The following is a 14559-nucleotide window of genomic DNA, read 5'->3' as shown; positions in this document are numbered from 1 at the left end:
AGCATGCCGGACGAACTGGGACAGGAACTGACCTAGATGCCGCCTACCGTCGTGGACGTGCAGCAGACGAGCGAGGCGGGCGAGGAGTACCGGATGAGTACGGCGGGCGGAGACCGGCGGAGGTGGATCGCGTTGGCGATCGTGATGGTCGCCTCCTTCATGGACCTGGTGGACGTGACCATCGTCAACATCGCGATCCCGAGCATCCAGGCGGACACCGGCGCCTCCTTCGGCGCCGTCCAGTGGGTCACCGGCGGGTACGCGCTGGCCTTCGCGATCGGGCTGATCACCGGCGGCCGGCTGGGCGACGTGCACGGGCGCCGGCGGCTGTTCCTGATCGGGATCGGCGGCTTCACCCTGGCCTCGGCGCTGTGCGGGCTGGCCTCCGGGCCGGAGATGCTGGTCGCGATGCGGGTGTTCCAGGGCGGGACGGCGGCGCTGATGGTGCCGCAGGTGCTGTCGATCATCCACGCGAGCTTCCCGGCGGAGGAGCGCGGCAAGGTGTTCGGCATGTTCGGGGCGGTGGTCGGGCTGGGCGCGGTCTCCGGCCCGATGATCGGCGCGCTGCTCACCGAGGGCGACCTGTTCGGCCTCGCCTGGCGGCCGATCTTCCTGATCAACCTGCCGGTCGGCATCGCCGGCCTGCTGCTCGGCCGCCGCTTCATCGACGAGTCCAAGGCCGACCGGGCCCTCAAGCTGGACCTGGTGGGCGTACTGCTGGCGAGCCTCGCGCTGCTGATGCTGATCTACCCGCTGACGCACGGGCGGGAGGCCGGCTGGCCGCTGTGGGGGTACCTGTCGATGGCCGGCAGCCTGCCGGTGTTCGCGCTCTTCGTGGCGTACGAGAAGGTCAAGACCCGGCGGGACGGCTCGCCGCTGGTGGAGCTGTCGCTGTTCCGGGTGCGGTCCTTCGTGGCCGGCATCGCCGTGCAGACCGCCTTCAACGTCGCGCTCGGGATCTTCTTCCTGGTCTGGACGCTGTACATGCAGCTCGGCCTGGGCTGGAGCCCGCTCAAGGCCGGCGCCACCGGCATCCCGTTCTCGCTTGCCGTCTCCACCGCCGCCGGCCTGTCCGTGCAGAAGCTGGTGCCGCGGTTCGGTCGGCGGGTCCTGCAGGCCGGCGCGCTGCTGATGCTGGTCGGCGTGCTGCTCTACCTCGCGGCGGCGGACCGGTACGGGACGGGCATCGCGCCCTGGCAGATGGCGCTGCCGCTGATCGTGATGGGCCTCGGGATGGGGCTGGTGGTCGCGCCGATCACCGACGCCGTGCTGGCGCAGGTGCCGCGCGACCAAGCCGGATCGGCGTCCGGGCTGATCAACACCGTGCAGCAGGTGGGGAACGCGCTCGGGCTCGGGCTGGTGTCGGTCGCCTTCTTCGGGGCGATGGACGACCGGGTCGCGCCGGAGGCGGTCGGGACGGCCTTCGGCGGGGCCTTCGTGCACGCGATGTGGTGGGTCGCGGGGGTGCTGGCGGTGGTGTTCCTGCTGATGTTCGCGCTGCCGAAGCGGCGGGCGGGCGCGGCCGGGGTCGTCGCCGGGGGCGGGGTCGAGGGCGGGGTCGAGGGCGCTGCGGACCGGCGCGAGCCCGCCCTGGTCTGACGGAGGTCCCGCCCGCCGAGGGCCCCGGTCGCGATGCGCGGCCGGGGCCCTCGGCGCACACTGGGATGCCATGGACCGTACGGCGGTGGACTCCTCGGTGCTGCGCTCGGTCGGCTACGACCCGCTGGCGCGGCGGCTGGAGCTGGAGTTCGCCGGCGGCCGGGTGTACGCCTACGCGGACGTGCCGGCCCGCGTGCACCGGGAGTTGCTGGCGGCGGAGAGCCACGGGCGGTACTTCGTCCGGCGGGTGCGCGGGCGGTACGCCTACCGGCGGGTGCGGTGACGGTGCCGTGCGCGGAAGCGGGTCGCGCGGTGGTCCGCACGGCCGTCCGCGCCGCCGTTCGCGAGGCCATCCCCGGGGTCAGCGGAGCGCGGTGACGCCGGCGGTCGTGACCCGGGAGGTGGTGCGCGGCTTCGCGGCGGCCTTCGCCTCCTTCGCGGCGCGCTTCGCCTCCTGCTTGAACTCCCGTACCAGGGTGAGGGATTCGGGCCCGGTGATGTCGGCGACCGAGCGGTGCGCGCCCTCCTCGCCGTACGCGCCGGCGGCCTCGCGCCAGCCCTCCGGCCGTACGCCGTACTGCTTGCCGAGCAGGGCCAGGAAGATCTGCGACTTCTGCTTGCCGAAGCCGGGAAGGGCGTTGAGCCGGCTGAGCAGTTCCTTGCCGGTGCGGACGCCCTTCCAGAGGGCGTCGGCCTCGCCGTCGTACTGCGCGACGAGGAACTGGCAGAGCTGCTGCACCCGTTTGGCCATCGCGGCCGGGTAGCGGTGGACGGCGGGCTTGGCGGAGAGGAGCGCGACGAACTCCTCCGGGTTGTAGGTGGCGATCTCGTGCGCGTCCAGGTCGTCCCGGTCGAGACGCTGGGCGATGGTCAGCGGGCCGGTGAACGCCCATTCCATGGGCACCTGTTGGTCCAACAACATGCCGACGAGCACGGCGAGCGCGCTGCGTCCGAGCAGTTCGTCGGCCTCGGGCTGTTGGGCGAGCCGGACGGTGACGTTCATGCGCGTACCCTCCTCGGAGTTGACGTCGGGTCGGCGCCCAGTCTGGTGGACGCGGTGAGATCGGCTGCTGTCAACACGCCCGTATCTGGGGAACTCTTGGTGTTCTGTTCCCTTGCTGGAACTGCATGGTTCGTCGGCGGATTGGTTTTTCGGGGACTTCGGTCCGGGTGCGGAATACATTTTGCCCGGGCCGGCGAGTCATCTCATATGACTGTTTCCGTTGGGTCGTGCGGGGTGGTGGGGGCAGGTCATCCTTGCTGCAAACGACGCGTCCAGAAAGGCCTGCCCGCCGTGACCCAGCCGTTCGAACTGCCGTCCTTCTACGTGCCGCATCCGGCGCGGCTCAACCCGCACCTGGACGAGGCCCGGGCCCACTCCACCGTGTGGGCACGGGAGATGGGGATGCTGGAGGGCTCCGGGATCTGGGAGCAGGCCGATCTGGACGCCCACGACTACGGGCTGCTGTGCGCCTACACGCACCCCGACTGCTCGGCCGAGGCGCTGTCGCTGGTCACCGACTGGTACGTCTGGGTGTTCTTCTTCGACGACCACTTCCTCGACATGTACAAGCGCACCAACGACCGGGCGGCCGGAAAGGCGCACCTGGACCGGCTGCCGCTGTTCATGCCGGCCGACCCGGACGCGGAGCTGCCCGAGCCGGAGAACCCGGTCGAGGCCGGGCTGGCGGACCTGTGGCGGCGCACGGTGCCGGCGATGGGGGCGGACTGGCGGAAGCGGTTCGCCGAGAGCACCCGCAACCTGCTCGACGAGTCGCTGTGGGAGCTCGCCAACATCGACGCCGGCCGGATCGCCAACCCGGTGGAGTACATCGAGATGCGCCGCAAGGTCGGCGGCGCGCCGTGGTCGGCGCAGCTGGTCGAGTACGCGGCGAACGCCGAGGTGCCGCAGGAGGTTTCGGGTTCGCGGCCGCTGCGGGTGCTGATGGACGCCTTCGCGGACGGCGTGCACCTGCGCAACGACATCTTCTCGTACCAGCGCGAGGTCGAGGACGAGGGCGAACTCAGCAACGGCATCCTGGTGTTGGAGACCTTCCTGGAGTGCTCCACGCAGCAGGCCGCCGAGGCGGTCAACGACCTGCTCACCTCGCGGCTCCAGCAGTTCGAGAACACCGTGTTCACCGAACTGCCGGTGCTGTTCGCCGAGTCCGGGCTGGACGCGGCGGGCCGGGCGCGGGTGCTGGCGTACGTCAAGGGCCTGCAGGACTGGCAGGCGGGCGGCCACGAGTGGCACATGCGGTCCAGCCGCTACATGAACGGCGGTGGCACGGCGGCGGGTCCGGAGTCCGAGGTCGCGCCGGGCGCCGGTGGCGGGCTGCCCGGACTGCCGGGTACGGGCGCCGGCGGCGGCAACTGGTGGGACGCGTACGCGATCGGCGGGATCGGCACCTCGGCGCTGGACGTCCTGCGCGGCGGGGCGACGGGGGCCCCGGTGGCGGACGGTTCGCACGGGCGCTCGGGCGGACCGGCCCCGGCGGTGCGGCGGGCCCGCGCGCACAGCCACCTGCCGTACCGGCCGACCGGTCCGTTCCAACTGCCCGAGCTCGCACTGCCGTTCGAGCTGCGGATGAGTCCGCACCTGGACGGCGCGCGGGAACGCCTGGCGGAGTGGGCCGGGCGGATGGGCCTGCTGGGCGAGCAGCCGGGCCTGCCCGGACCGGGCCTCTGGGACGCCGAGTCGCTGGCCGACTACGACCTCCCGCTCTGCGCGGCCGGCATCCACCCGGAGGCCACCGCCGAGCAACTCGACGTCTCCTCCGCCTGGTTGGCCTGGGGTACCTGGGCCGACGACTACTACCCGGCGGTCTTCGGGCGCACCCGCGACCTGCCGGGGGCCAAGCTGGCCAACCAGCGGCTCGCGCTGTTCATGCCGCTGGACGAGACCGCCGCACCCGAGCCCGTCAACGCGCTGGAACGCGGCCTCGCCGACCTCTGGGAGCGTACCGCCGGCCCGATGGGCGCCGAGGCCCGGGGCCGGCTGCGCGCGTCGGTCGAGTCGATGATCGCCAGCTGGGTCTGGGAGTTGGCCAACCACATCCAGAACCGCGTCCCGGACCCGGTGGACTACCTGGAGATGCGCCGCGCCACCTTCGGCTCCGACCTCACCGCCGCCCTGAGCCGGATCGGCCACGGCGAGGACGTGCCGCCGGAGGTGTACCGGCACGGCGCGATGCGCTCGCTGGAGAACTCCGCGATGGACTACGCGGCCCTGGTGAACGACCTGTTCTCGTACCGGAAGGAGATCGAGTACGAGGGCGAGCTGCACAACGCCGTCCTGGTCGTGCAGAACTTCTTCGACTGCGACCACCCGGCGGCCGTGCGGATCGTCGGCGACCTGATGCGCTCGCGCCTGGACCAGTTCCAGCACGTCGTGCGCAGCGAACTCCCGGTGATGTCCGAGGACTTCGGGCTGGACGCGGCGGCCGGGGCGGTCCTCGACCGGTACGTGCGGGAGCTGGAGGACTGGCTCGCCGGCATCCTGAACTGGCACGAGGGCTGCCGGCGGTACCGCGAGGAGGACCTGCGGCGGCACTTCGGCGAGGAGCGGGTGCTCGCGGCGCGCGGCGCCCAGGCGGCGCCGGCGCCGGCGGCGGCCGTGGGGGCGGTGCCGCTCGGCCCGACCGGCCTGGGCACGTCCTCGCTGCGCCCGCAGCCGGCCGGGGCGGCGCCGGTGAGGTAGCGGCGGGAGTCGGAAAGCACCCGCGCGGGCCCGATCCCGCGCGGGTCCGCCGCGCCGTGGCTAGGCTGGCGAGTCGGGGGCCGCGCACGCCCGCCGGCGTGCGCGCATCGCCGCACACGAGGGCAGGACCATGGCTGCGCTACCTGAGGGCACACCCTGTTGGGCCGACGCGATGTTCACCGACCTGGAGGGCGCGAAGTCCTTCTACGGCGACGTCCTGGGCTGGACCTTCGGCGAGAGCTCGTCGGAGTACGGGAACTACACGCAGGCGTACTCGGACGGCAAGGCCGTCGCCGCGATCGTGCCGCCGATGCCCGGCCAGGAGGTGCAGTCCGCCTGGTGCCTGTACCTGGCCTCGCCGGACGCGGCCGCCACCGCCGAGCGGATCCGGGCGGCCGGCGGCGAGGTGGTGATGGGCCCGATGGCGGTCGGCGACTTCGGCACCATGGTGATCGCCAGGGACCCGGGCGGCGTGGTGTTCGGCGTCTGGCAGGGCGGGGTGCACGCGGGCTTCGAGAAGCAGGACGGGCCGGGCTCGTTCTGCTGGGCGGAGGTGATCACCCGCGAGCCGGCGAAGGCGGACGCCTTCTTCCCGGCGGTCTTCCCGTACGGCGAGCTGAAGATGGTCGGCGGTGACTTCGACTACCGGATGTTCAAGGTCGGCGACCGGCCGGTGCTGGGCCGGATGGCGGCGGTGGGCGACTTCCTGCCGCCCGAGGCGCCCTCGTACATCAGCGTCTACTTCGGGGTGAACGACACCGACGCGGCGATCGACCGGCTGACGGCGCGCGGCGGGAAGGTGTACTTCGGGCCGATGGACAGCCCGTTCGGCCGGTTCGCGGCGGTCGGCGACCCGCAGGGCGCGGCGTTCGGGATCATCGACCTCGGCCGCACGGTGGGGGAGCGGCCGGGCACCGAGGACGCCTGACCGCAGGCGTCGGAGCGCGCCGGTCCGCAGGCGTCCGAGCGCGCCGGTCCGGCGGGGGCGGCCGTTCGGCGGACCGCCCCCGCCCGTGGTCGGTCAGCCCTGCTGCTGCCGGGCCTTCAGCGCGGCCTCGACCCCGTCCAGGACCAGCCGGACGCCGGTGAGGAAGCCGCTGTCCCGGCCGTCCGCGACGTCCTGCTGCACGGCCGTGTGGTACAGCCGGTGCAGGCGCGGGTAGTCCTTGGTCGCCTCGATGACGGCGGGCAGCATCTCGTCCATGAACTCCTGCTCGTCGCGGCCGCTGCGCTTGAGCGCGCTGAGCCAGGCGGCCTCCACGCTGGCCGAGCCGATGGTGTAGCCGATGACGGCGCCCATCGCGTCGTTGGCCTCGCGGGGTTCGAAGCCGGCCGTCTCCATCAGGGCGAGCATCGCCTCGGAGACCCGCATCCAGCTGGGGCCGAAGTACACCATCCCGACGTCGCCCATCACGGAGACCATCCACGGGTGACGCAGCATGCACGCGCGCATGTCCTCGGCGCAGCCCTCGACGGCCGCGCGCCAGACCTCCGGCTGCTCGGCGCCCTCGGCCCGCGGCATCGGCAGCTCGCCGAAGACCTGGTCGACGACCAGCGCCAGCAGCTCGTCCTTGTTGGCGACGTGGGTGTACAGCGAGGTGGCGCCGGCGTTGAGGCGGGTGCCGAGCTTGCGCATGCTCAGGGCCTCGACGCCCTCGGCGTCCAGCAGGGCCAGCGCCTCCTGGACGATCTGCTCGCGGCTGAGCACCGGCTGTTCGCGCCGGGGGCGCTGCGGGCGGGCCCACGGGTTGGTGATGCCCGGGCCGGCGTCCTTGCCCTTCCTGGGCGCGGCGCTCCGCCGGGTGTCCGCTTCGTCCTCCGACTTGGCCGTCATCCGGCCCTCCTTCTGGCCTCGTTCCGCCGGCCCGGCTGCTGCGCCGGGCCCGTCGCCGTCCAGCATAGGCCGGATCGCCGAACGCCGTACGGCCGCGCGCACACTGTTCGGCTTCCGTGCAGTGTTCGCCATTGCGCACACCGTTCGCTGTCCGTACAGTGTTCGGCGTAGCGCACACCGTTCCGATGGGACTGCGGACGGGGTGCTGACGACGGATACCGCACGGCACGGCCGGTGCGGCGACTTCGAAGGGGGTGCGCGGTGGTACGGCAACCGCAGCGCTGGCTCATCCTGATCGTGCTCTGCCTCAGCAGCCTGGTGCTGGTGATCGACAACATGGTGCTCACGGTGTCCATCCCGCCGATCGCGGCGGACCTCAAGGCCGGGGCGCAGGACATCCAGTGGATCATCGACTCCTACATCCTGGTCTTCGCCGGCCTGCTGCTGACCTCCGGCAGCCTCTCCGACCGCTTCGGGCGCCGAAAGGTGATGATCATCGGACTGGTGCTGTTCGGCGCCGCCTCGCTCGTCGCGGCCGTCGCCTCCAGCCCGGGCCAGCTCATCGCCGGGCGGGTGCTGATGGGCGTCGGCGGCGCCCTGGTCATGCCGAGCACCCTGTCCATCCTGATCACCGTCTTCGACGAGGAGGAGCGTCCCAAGGCGATCGCCGCCTGGAGCGCGGTGGCCATGATCGGCCTGGTCGGCGGGCCGGTGCTGGGCGGTGCGCTGATCGCCCACTTCTGGTGGGGCGCCGTGTTCCTGCTCAACGTGCCGATCGCGGTCGTCGCGATCATCGCCGCCGTCGTCCTGATGCCCGAGTCCAAGGGCCCGTGGCGCAAGCCCGACGTGCCCGGCATGGTGCTCTCGATGGTCGGGATGACCGCCCTCGTCTGGTCCATCATCGTGCTGCCCCGCGACGGCTTCACCAGCGCCGGGACGCTCGCCGCGCTCGTCGTCGCCGTCGCCTCGCTGACCGCCTTCGGCATCCGCCAGGTCCGCACCGACTCGCCGATGGTCCCGATCAAGCTCTTCCGCAACCGGGTCTTCACCGGCGCCAGCTTCTCGCTCGTCCTGCTCACCTTCGCCACCGGCGGCCTGATGCTGGTGCTCACCCAGTACCTGCAGTTCGTGCTGGACTTCACGCCCACCGACACCGGCCTGGCCTTCATCCCGCTGGCCGTCGCCTCGCTCGTGTGCAACGGCCTCGGCGCCGCGCTCGGCAAGAAGGTCTCGCCGCGGGTGCTGACCGCGGTCGGCATGCTGATCATCGCCGGCGGCTTCGGCCTGCTCGCCACCCTGTCGGTCGGCGACGGCTTCACCAAGGTCGCCCTCGCCATGCTGGTGCTCGGCGTCGGCTCCGGCCTCGGCATGCCGGCCGCCGCCAACGCCCTGATGGGCGCCATCCCCGGCGAGCACGCCGGCGTCGGCTCCGCGCTCAACGACACCATCCAGCAGTCCGGCGCCGCGCTCGGCGTCGCCATCCTCGGCACCGTGCTCTCCAGCACCTACACCGGCGAGATGCCCGCCGGCGCGCCGGCCCCGGCCCGGCACGCCGTCACCGACGCGCTCGCCCTCGCCGCCGAGCACGGGGACGGCGCGCTGGCCGGCGCCGCCCGGCAGGCCTTCAGCACCGCGACCTCCACCACCTTCACGGTGGGCGGGATCGCCGTCCTGGCGGCCGCGGCGCTCACCCTGGTGCTGATGCGGGGCGGGGCGAAGGGCCAGGCCGAGCACGCGGAGCAGCAGTCGGAGCAGCAGACGGAGCAGCCGGTGGCCGAGCCGGTCGGGTGACGTTCTGCTGAACCCTGGTGCCGCAGACGGCCCCGGACCCGCCTCGGGCGGCCGGGGCCATCGGCGCGTCCGGCCGTCCGCGTGGCCTTCCGGCATGCCGCGATGCCCGCGATGCCCGCGATGCCCGCGATGCCCGCCGCCGACCACGCCGAGCGCCCGTCCCGGCTGGACACCGTGCCGGACACCTGGCCGGACGCCGGGTCCGGCGCGCCCGCTACCCTCCCTGTCATGCCCGCCGCGCCCGACCTCGACGAACCCGTCCACCTGGCCCCGTACGACCCGGCCTGGGCGGACGCCGGCCGTGCCCTCGTGGACCGGCTCGCGGCGGCGCTGCCGGTGCCGGCCGAGGTCGAGCACATCGGCTCCACCTCCGTCCCCGAGCTGGACGCCAAGCCGGTGCTCGACGTCCAGATCGGCTGCGCCCCGGGCGACACCGACGCGGTGGTTGCGGCCGTCCGCGGGCTCGGCTTCGAGCACCTGGGCGAGTCCGGCGTCCCCGGCCGGCAGTACCTGCGGTGGCGCGGCGAGCGGCCGGCGAACGTCCACGTCGTCGCGCTGGGCGGGCCGCTGTGGGCGGACAACCTGATGTTCCGGGACTACCTGCGGGCCCGTCCGCAGGCCGCCGCCCGGTACGCGCGCGCCAAGTGGGAGGCCGTCCGGGCCGCCGGGCGGCTGCTCGCCTACTCCGACCGCAAGGCCGCGACCGTCGCCGAACTCATGGCGGAGGCACGGGAGTTCGGCGGCTGACGGGAGCCGCGCGCGGGGCCCGGTCGGGCGTGCCGGGGCGCTTCGCCGTGAACGGGCTGACGTGTCAAGCGAGTTGACCGTCCTCAGCGGAACGGGGCCGGTCAGTCCTCGGCCGGCGCCGTGGTGTCCCGCAGCGGGAAGGCCATCAGGCTGAGCCCGAGCGGCGCGGTGCCCGGCGTGTGCGGGGGGCGGGCGGCCTCGTGGAGTTCGACGGCGATGTCGGCGAGCCGCCGGCGGACGTCCTGCCAGGTGCGGTCGTCGACCCACAGTTCGGCGTCGACGGTCACGCCCTCGGCGCCCTCCAGCCGCCGTCCGGCGCGTTCCCGGAGGGTGTGCGCCATGGTCTCGGCGAGCAGCGGCGCGCCCTGCTGCTGGTCGGACAGCGGGGTGCCGCGGACGGCGCGGTAGCGGCGCTCCTTGCCGCCGCGGCGGGTGCGTTCCTCGGCGAGTTCGACCAGGCCGACCGCGTCCAGCCGCCGCAGGTGCTGGCTGGCGAGCGCGTGCGAGACGCCGAGCTCGCGGGCGAGTTCGGCGGCCGACATCGGCCCGGGCCAGACGAGGCTGAGCATGCGCAGCCGCAGGGGGTGGGCGAGGGCGCGCAGGACGGGGTCGGTGTCGGTCACGCAGGCCAGTAAACCGCATCCGGCGGGGGCGGATCCCTACCGCCAATCATATGCTTGGGGGTAGGGTGGCGCCGGCCCGTCCCACCGACGGGCCGGGGTGGCGCACGCATCGAGGGGGACGGGAATGAGCTGGGGCACGGTCAAGGTCCTGCGGGACCGCAACGCGGGTCTCTACCTGACGGGGGTGGTCGCCTCCGGCTTCGGCGACTCGGCGATGGCGCTCGCCGCCGGGATCTGGGTCAAGACCCTCACCGGCTCCGACGGCCTCGCCGCACTGGTCGGCTTCTGCCTCTGGCTGCCCACCTTCGCGGGCCCGGTGATCGGCACGCTGGCCGACCGGGTGCGCCGCCGTCCGCTCCTGATCGGCACCAACCTGGCGCTGGCCGCCGTGATGACCGTGCCCGTCGCCGTGCACAAGGCGGCGGACGTCTGGCTGCTGTTCGCCGTACTGACCCTGGTGGGGGCGGGCATGGTGCTCACCGACGCGGCACAGACCGCGCTGGTGGCCGCCGCCGTCCCCGAGGAACTGCGCGGTGACTTCAACGGCCTGGTGTTCACCGCGATGGAGGGCATGAAGCTGCTCGCCCCGCTCGCCGGCGCCGGGCTGTTCACCGCGTACGGGGGGCCGGCGGTGGCCGTGCTGGACGCCGTCACCTTCGTCCTGGCCGCCGTCGTCTTCCGGTTCGTCCGGGTCCGGGAGGACCGCCCGGCCGTCCGCGCCCGGCGGGACTGGCGGGCCGAGACGGCCGAGGGCGCGCGCCACCTGTGGCGGCACCCGGTGCTGCGGCCCCTGGTGCTCGCCGGCGGGGCGGCGATGGTGCTCTCCAGCCTGAGCAGCACGGCCACCTTCGCGATGCTCGACACCGGCCTGCACCGCCCGCCCGCGTTCGCCGGCGTGCTGACCCCGGTCCAGGGCCTCGGCTCGGTGGTCAGCGGCCTGGCGGCCGGTGCGCTGATGCGCCGGACCTCCGAACGGGCCTTCGCCGCCGCGGGGTTGGCGATCTTCGCGCTGGGCGTGCTGGCCCGGGCGACCCCGTGGCTGCCGGTCGTGCTCGGCGGCAGCCTGGCGATCGGCCTCGGCCTGCCGTGCGCGCTCATCGCGGCGATGACCGCCGTGCAGCGGGAGACCCCGAGCGAACTGCTGGGCCGGGTCGCGGGCACGGCCAACACCCTGATGTTCGCCCCCACCGGGCTCGCCCTGCTGCTCGGCACCGGCCTGGTGGCCGCGCTCGACTACCGGGTCCAGCTGCTTCTCGCCGGCGCCGCGGGCCTGGCCTGGGCGGCCGCCCTCGGCCTCGCCCGCCGCCCGGTCGCGGCTCCGGCCGGGGAGGGCGAACCGGCCGGGGAGGATGAACCGGCCTACCTCGTACGGTAGTTCGGCGGGTCGGCGGGTCGGCGGGTCGGCCGGTCAGTGGGTCGGCCGGCTGGCCGCGAGCAGGTCGTGCAACAGCGGTACCAGTTCCTCGGGCCCGGTCTTCGCGAGCTCGCCGAACGCCCCGCTGGAGCGGGCCAGGACGATCCCCGCGAAGGCCGCCGCCGCCAGCTCCGCCCGCAGCTGCGGCCGGTCCACCTGCTCGGTGACGAAGCGCTCGCGCAGCGGCTCGACCAGCCGTTCGTGCAGGTAGGCGCGGGCGGCCTGCTGCACCTCCGTGCTGTCCCCGGGCATGACCGCGGCCTGGAAGGACGGGCCGGGGCCGCGCCGGGACAGCCGTTCGACCAGGGTGCGCAGGCGCTCCTCCTCCAGTAGGTCGGCCGGGGTCGCGGTGCCCTGCTCCTCCCGGACGGTGGCCAGGTAGAGCTGGGTCTTGCCGCCGAAGTACCGGGCGATCAACGCCGGGTCCACACCGGCCCGTTCGCCGATCTCGCGGATGGTGGTGCGGTCGAAGCCGCGCTCCGCGAAGAGTTCCATCGCCGCCCGGATCAGCAGTTCGCGGCTGCGGGCGGCGTCCCGGCGCCGGGGGGCCGGCTCGGCGGGGGCCGCCCCCGTGGCTGCCCGCTCGGCGGCGGCCGGCTCGGTCACCGCTCGGCCCCGGCCCGCAGCACGGGCACGTCGCTCTCGCCGGCCACGCCGTCGGCGATGCTCTCTTCCACCATCAGCTCCTCGTCCACGCGCACGCCCCGCCGGGCGGCGGCCGCGGCGGTGAGCCGCGGCAGGACGATCGTAGCCAGCCCGATCACCACCCACACCGCGCAGCCGATCAGCGCGGCGTCCCGGTAGCCGCTGTCGGTGGGCAGCGCCCGCCCCGGCGCGGTGTGCGCCTGGAGGACGGCGCCGCACAGCGCGCTGCCGGTGGAGTAGCCGACGGTGCGCAGCAGTTGGTTGAAGCCGACCGCGCTGCCGACCTCGCCGGCGGGCACCGCGCCGACGATCAGCCCCGGCATCACGGCGAAGGTGCAGCCGACTCCGAGCCCGGCGATCGCCATGACCACCAGCAGCTCCCACAGGCTGCCGCGCGCGAACAGGAAGAAGAGCACCGAGCCCAGCGAGACCGCGCAGCCCACCGGCAGCACCGCGGCGGGGGAGGTGCGTCGGGCGAGGACCGGCACCACCTTGCTGGTCAGCAGGCTGAACACCGAGAACGGCAGCAGCGCGAGGCCGGCGACCACGACCGAGGCGCCCAGGCCGTAGCCCGTGCTGACCGGGGTCTGGACGTAGCGGATCACCAGCGACATCAGCAGGTACATCCCGACGCCGGCGACCAGCCCGGCCACGTCCGCCGTCAGCACGACGGGGTTGGCCAGGCTGCGCAGGTCCACCAGCGGGTGGGCGGTGCGCAGTTCGTGGCGGATCCAGCCGGCGAGCAGCAGCAGCGAGAGCGCCGCCACCGTCCACAGCCGAGTGCTCGCCCAGCCCCAGCTCTCGCCCTCGCTGAGCACCATCAGCAGCCCGACCAGTGCCAGGCCGAGCAGCACCGCGCCCGGCGCGTCCAGCGGGCGGCGCTCGCGGCCCTCGGTCGAGGGCAGCACCAGGGCGGCCAGCACCAGGGCCACGGCGCTGATCGCGGCGCCGAACCAGAAGCCCGCGTGGAAGCCGAAGGACTGGGCGATCAGGCCGGTGATCGGATAGCCGAGGCCGACCCCGGCGACGGTGGTGATCGAGAGCAGTGCGACGGCCGAACGGGACCGCTCGGCGGGCAGGCTGTCCCGCGCGGTGGCGATGGTCAGCGAGGTCAGGCCGACCCCGACGCCCTGCAGGGCGCGTCCGGTGATCAGCCAGCCGAAGCCGAGCGGCAGCGCCGCCAGCACGCTGCCGAGCACCACGACGGCGGCGGCGGTGAGGGTGGCCGTCCGGCGGGACGGGCCGTCGCCCAGCCGCCCGAGGACCGGGGTGGCGACGGCGCCGACCAGCATCGTGACGGTCAGGGACCACTGCGCCTCCGACAACGACACGTGGTCGACGGCGGCGATGGTCGGGATCATCGGCGCGCCGAGGCTGCTGATCACCGCCACCACGGCGGTGAGGAACACCAGCACGGGCACCAGGGCCCGTTCGCGTCGCGTCGGCCGGCCGGTCCGGGTGTCCATGGGCGCGTTCCCCCTTGTTGCCGTGGACATCGGCCGGGTTGTCATCGGTCGATGTCATCGAATGATGTCATCAGATGATGACATGCTCGGGCGGCCGTACGGAAGCCCGGGCGGGGGTGGGGTCCTGCGGGTGGACGCGAGAAGGCCCGGACCGTTGTGCGGTCCGGGCCTTCGTTCGCCGGGGGCCTGTGTTTGTCGGGGCCTGTGTTCGCCGGGGCCGTCAGGGCCGGGCGGGCCCGCGGGCGGGCAGGGTCTGGCTGTAGACGACGCTCGTCGTGGTGCTGCCGAAGTCGGCCAGCTCGCCCATGAGCACCTCCAGGTGCGCCATGGAGGTCGCGGCCACCTTCAGCGTGTAGCAGTCGTCGCCGGTGGTGCGCAGGCACTCCAGGATCTCCCGGCGCTCGGCGAGCAGCCGGTGCAGCGGCTGGTGGCGGTTGCCCGGGTACTTCAGCCGGACGACGGCGAGCACGGGGTAGCCGACCCTGGTCAGGTCCACCACGGCGTGGTAGCCGGTGATGACGCCCAGCGACTCCAGGTTCCGCACCCGCTCGGTGGTGGCCGAGGCGCTGAGTCGCACCCGCCGGCCCAGTTCGCTGAGGGAGATCCGGGCCTCCTGCTGCAGCTGTTCGATGATCGCCCAGTCGATGTCGTCGAGATCCACGGCCATGCCGCGATGCTACCGGGAGAATCGCGGCAGAAGACGCTGATCGCCGGGAGTTCTCCGTTCCGTCCGCCATGAT

At 73.6% G+C, this 14559-nt stretch carries 13 protein-coding genes; 7 read left to right on the top strand and 6 right to left on the bottom strand.

Going from position 1 to position 14559, the window contains the following annotated elements; genetic code table 11:
• Positions 1 to 93 precede the first annotated feature (93 nt).
• Both VM95_RS19425 and VM95_RS19420 read left to right on the top strand, forming a co-directional pair.
• Positions 94 to 1599 (top strand): MFS transporter, encoded by a 1506-nt coding sequence (locus VM95_RS19425; RefSeq protein ID WP_107073014.1) that lies wholly within the window; start codon positions 94 to 96, stop codon positions 1597 to 1599.
• A 70-nt stretch (positions 1600 to 1669) separates the two neighbouring features.
• Complete coding sequence (locus VM95_RS19420) at positions 1670 to 1882, top strand: KTSC domain-containing protein (RefSeq protein ID WP_045698517.1); 213 nt, start codon at positions 1670 to 1672, stop codon at positions 1880 to 1882.
• Positions 1883 to 1960: 78 nt separating this feature from the next.
• Here the strand turns inward: VM95_RS19420 and VM95_RS19415 are convergent, their stop codons facing one another.
• Complete coding sequence (locus tag VM95_RS19415; protein ID WP_045698515.1) at positions 1961 to 2602, bottom strand: HhH-GPD-type base excision DNA repair protein; 642 nt, start codon at positions 2600 to 2602, stop codon at positions 1961 to 1963.
• Between the two features lie 291 nt (positions 2603 to 2893).
• Here VM95_RS19415 and VM95_RS40455 point away from each other — a divergent pair, with 291 nt between their 5' ends.
• Complete coding sequence (locus VM95_RS40455; RefSeq protein WP_052707448.1) at positions 2894 to 5299, top strand: terpene synthase family protein; 2406 nt, start codon at positions 2894 to 2896, stop codon at positions 5297 to 5299.
• Positions 5300 to 5429: 130 nt separating this feature from the next.
• Positions 5430 to 6227 carry a VOC family protein gene (locus VM95_RS19405; RefSeq protein ID WP_045698513.1) on the top strand — a complete coding sequence of 266 codons (798 nt, stop codon included), beginning with the start codon at positions 5430 to 5432 and terminating at the stop codon, positions 6225 to 6227.
• Positions 6228 to 6320: 93 nt separating this feature from the next.
• On the opposite strand, the gene VM95_RS19400 is transcribed toward VM95_RS19405, so the two are convergent.
• Positions 6321 to 7133 (bottom strand): TetR/AcrR family transcriptional regulator C-terminal domain-containing protein, encoded by an 813-nt coding sequence (locus VM95_RS19400; protein ID WP_078860172.1) that lies wholly within the window; start codon positions 7131 to 7133, stop codon positions 6321 to 6323.
• 261 nt (positions 7134 to 7394) lie between these two features.
• Here VM95_RS19400 and VM95_RS19395 point away from each other — a divergent pair, with 261 nt between their 5' ends.
• Both VM95_RS19395 and VM95_RS19390 read left to right on the top strand, forming a co-directional pair.
• Positions 7395 to 8924 (top strand): MFS transporter, encoded by a 1530-nt coding sequence (locus VM95_RS19395; RefSeq protein WP_045698511.1) that lies wholly within the window; start codon positions 7395 to 7397, stop codon positions 8922 to 8924.
• Between the two features lie 102 nt (positions 8925 to 9026).
• The gene (locus VM95_RS19390; protein ID WP_078860170.1) at positions 9027 to 9671 is read left to right on the top strand and encodes a GrpB family protein; all 645 of its coding nucleotides are present in this window, start codon (positions 9027 to 9029) and stop codon (positions 9669 to 9671) included.
• Between the two features lie 101 nt (positions 9672 to 9772).
• Here VM95_RS19390 and VM95_RS19385 read toward each other — a convergent pair whose 3' ends face one another.
• Positions 9773 to 10294, bottom strand: coding sequence for an ArsR/SmtB family transcription factor (locus VM95_RS19385; protein WP_045698509.1), 522 nt, complete (start codon positions 10292 to 10294; stop codon positions 9773 to 9775).
• 124 nt (positions 10295 to 10418) lie between these two features.
• On the opposite strand from VM95_RS19385, the gene VM95_RS19380 reads away from it, so the two are divergent.
• Entirely contained in the window at positions 10419 to 11669 is a 1251-nt protein-coding gene (locus VM95_RS19380) for an MFS transporter (protein WP_045698507.1), read from the top strand.
• 33 nt (positions 11670 to 11702) lie between these two features.
• Here the strand turns inward: VM95_RS19380 and VM95_RS19375 are convergent, their stop codons facing one another.
• The 3 genes from VM95_RS19375 to VM95_RS19365 all read right to left on the bottom strand — a co-directional run bounded on the left by VM95_RS19375 (position 11703) and on the right by VM95_RS19365 (position 14486).
• Positions 11703 to 12314 (bottom strand): TetR/AcrR family transcriptional regulator, encoded by a 612-nt coding sequence (locus VM95_RS19375; protein WP_052706447.1) that lies wholly within the window; start codon positions 12312 to 12314, stop codon positions 11703 to 11705.
• The gene (locus tag VM95_RS19370) at positions 12311 to 13819 is read right to left on the bottom strand and encodes an MFS transporter (protein ID WP_063773524.1); all 1509 of its coding nucleotides are present in this window, start codon (positions 13817 to 13819) and stop codon (positions 12311 to 12313) included. Before VM95_RS19370 ends, VM95_RS19375 begins: the two co-directional genes overlap by 4 nt.
• A 220-nt stretch (positions 13820 to 14039) precedes the next feature.
• Positions 14040 to 14486: an Lrp/AsnC family transcriptional regulator gene (locus tag VM95_RS19365; RefSeq protein WP_045698505.1), complete on the bottom strand. Its 447-nt coding sequence runs from the start codon at positions 14484 to 14486 to the stop codon at positions 14040 to 14042.
• Positions 14487 to 14559 lie beyond the last annotated feature (73 nt).

Origin of the sequence: Streptomyces rubellomurinus, from assembly GCF_000961885.1 — a bacterium.
GTDB lineage: Bacteria > Actinomycetota > Actinomycetes > Streptomycetales > Streptomycetaceae > Kitasatospora > Kitasatospora rubellomurina.
Note: the sequence above shows the minus strand (reverse complement) of the source record. Positions and strands in the feature narration are given on the sequence as shown.

Coding starts and splice junctions, on each gene's coding strand:
- VM95_RS19370 (WP_063773524.1), bottom strand. CDS start 13,819: ATGGACACCCGGACCGGCCGGCCGACGCGACGCGAACGGGCCCTGGTG.
- VM95_RS19380 (WP_045698507.1), top strand. CDS start 10,419: ATGAGCTGGGGCACGGTCAAGGTCCTGCGGGACCGCAACGCGGGTCTC.
- VM95_RS19420 (WP_045698517.1), top strand. CDS start 1,670: ATGGACCGTACGGCGGTGGACTCCTCGGTGCTGCGCTCGGTCGGCTAC.
- VM95_RS19405 (WP_045698513.1), top strand. CDS start 5,430: ATGGCTGCGCTACCTGAGGGCACACCCTGTTGGGCCGACGCGATGTTC.
- VM95_RS19415 (WP_045698515.1), bottom strand. CDS start 2,602: ATGAACGTCACCGTCCGGCTCGCCCAACAGCCCGAGGCCGACGAACTG.
- VM95_RS19390 (WP_078860170.1), top strand. CDS start 9,027: ATGCCCGCGATGCCCGCGATGCCCGCGATGCCCGCCGCCGACCACGCC.
- VM95_RS19365 (WP_045698505.1), bottom strand. CDS start 14,486: ATGGCCGTGGATCTCGACGACATCGACTGGGCGATCATCGAACAGCTG.
- VM95_RS19425 (WP_107073014.1), top strand. CDS start 94: ATGAGTACGGCGGGCGGAGACCGGCGGAGGTGGATCGCGTTGGCGATC.
- VM95_RS19400 (WP_078860172.1), bottom strand. CDS start 7,133: ATGACGGCCAAGTCGGAGGACGAAGCGGACACCCGGCGGAGCGCCGCG.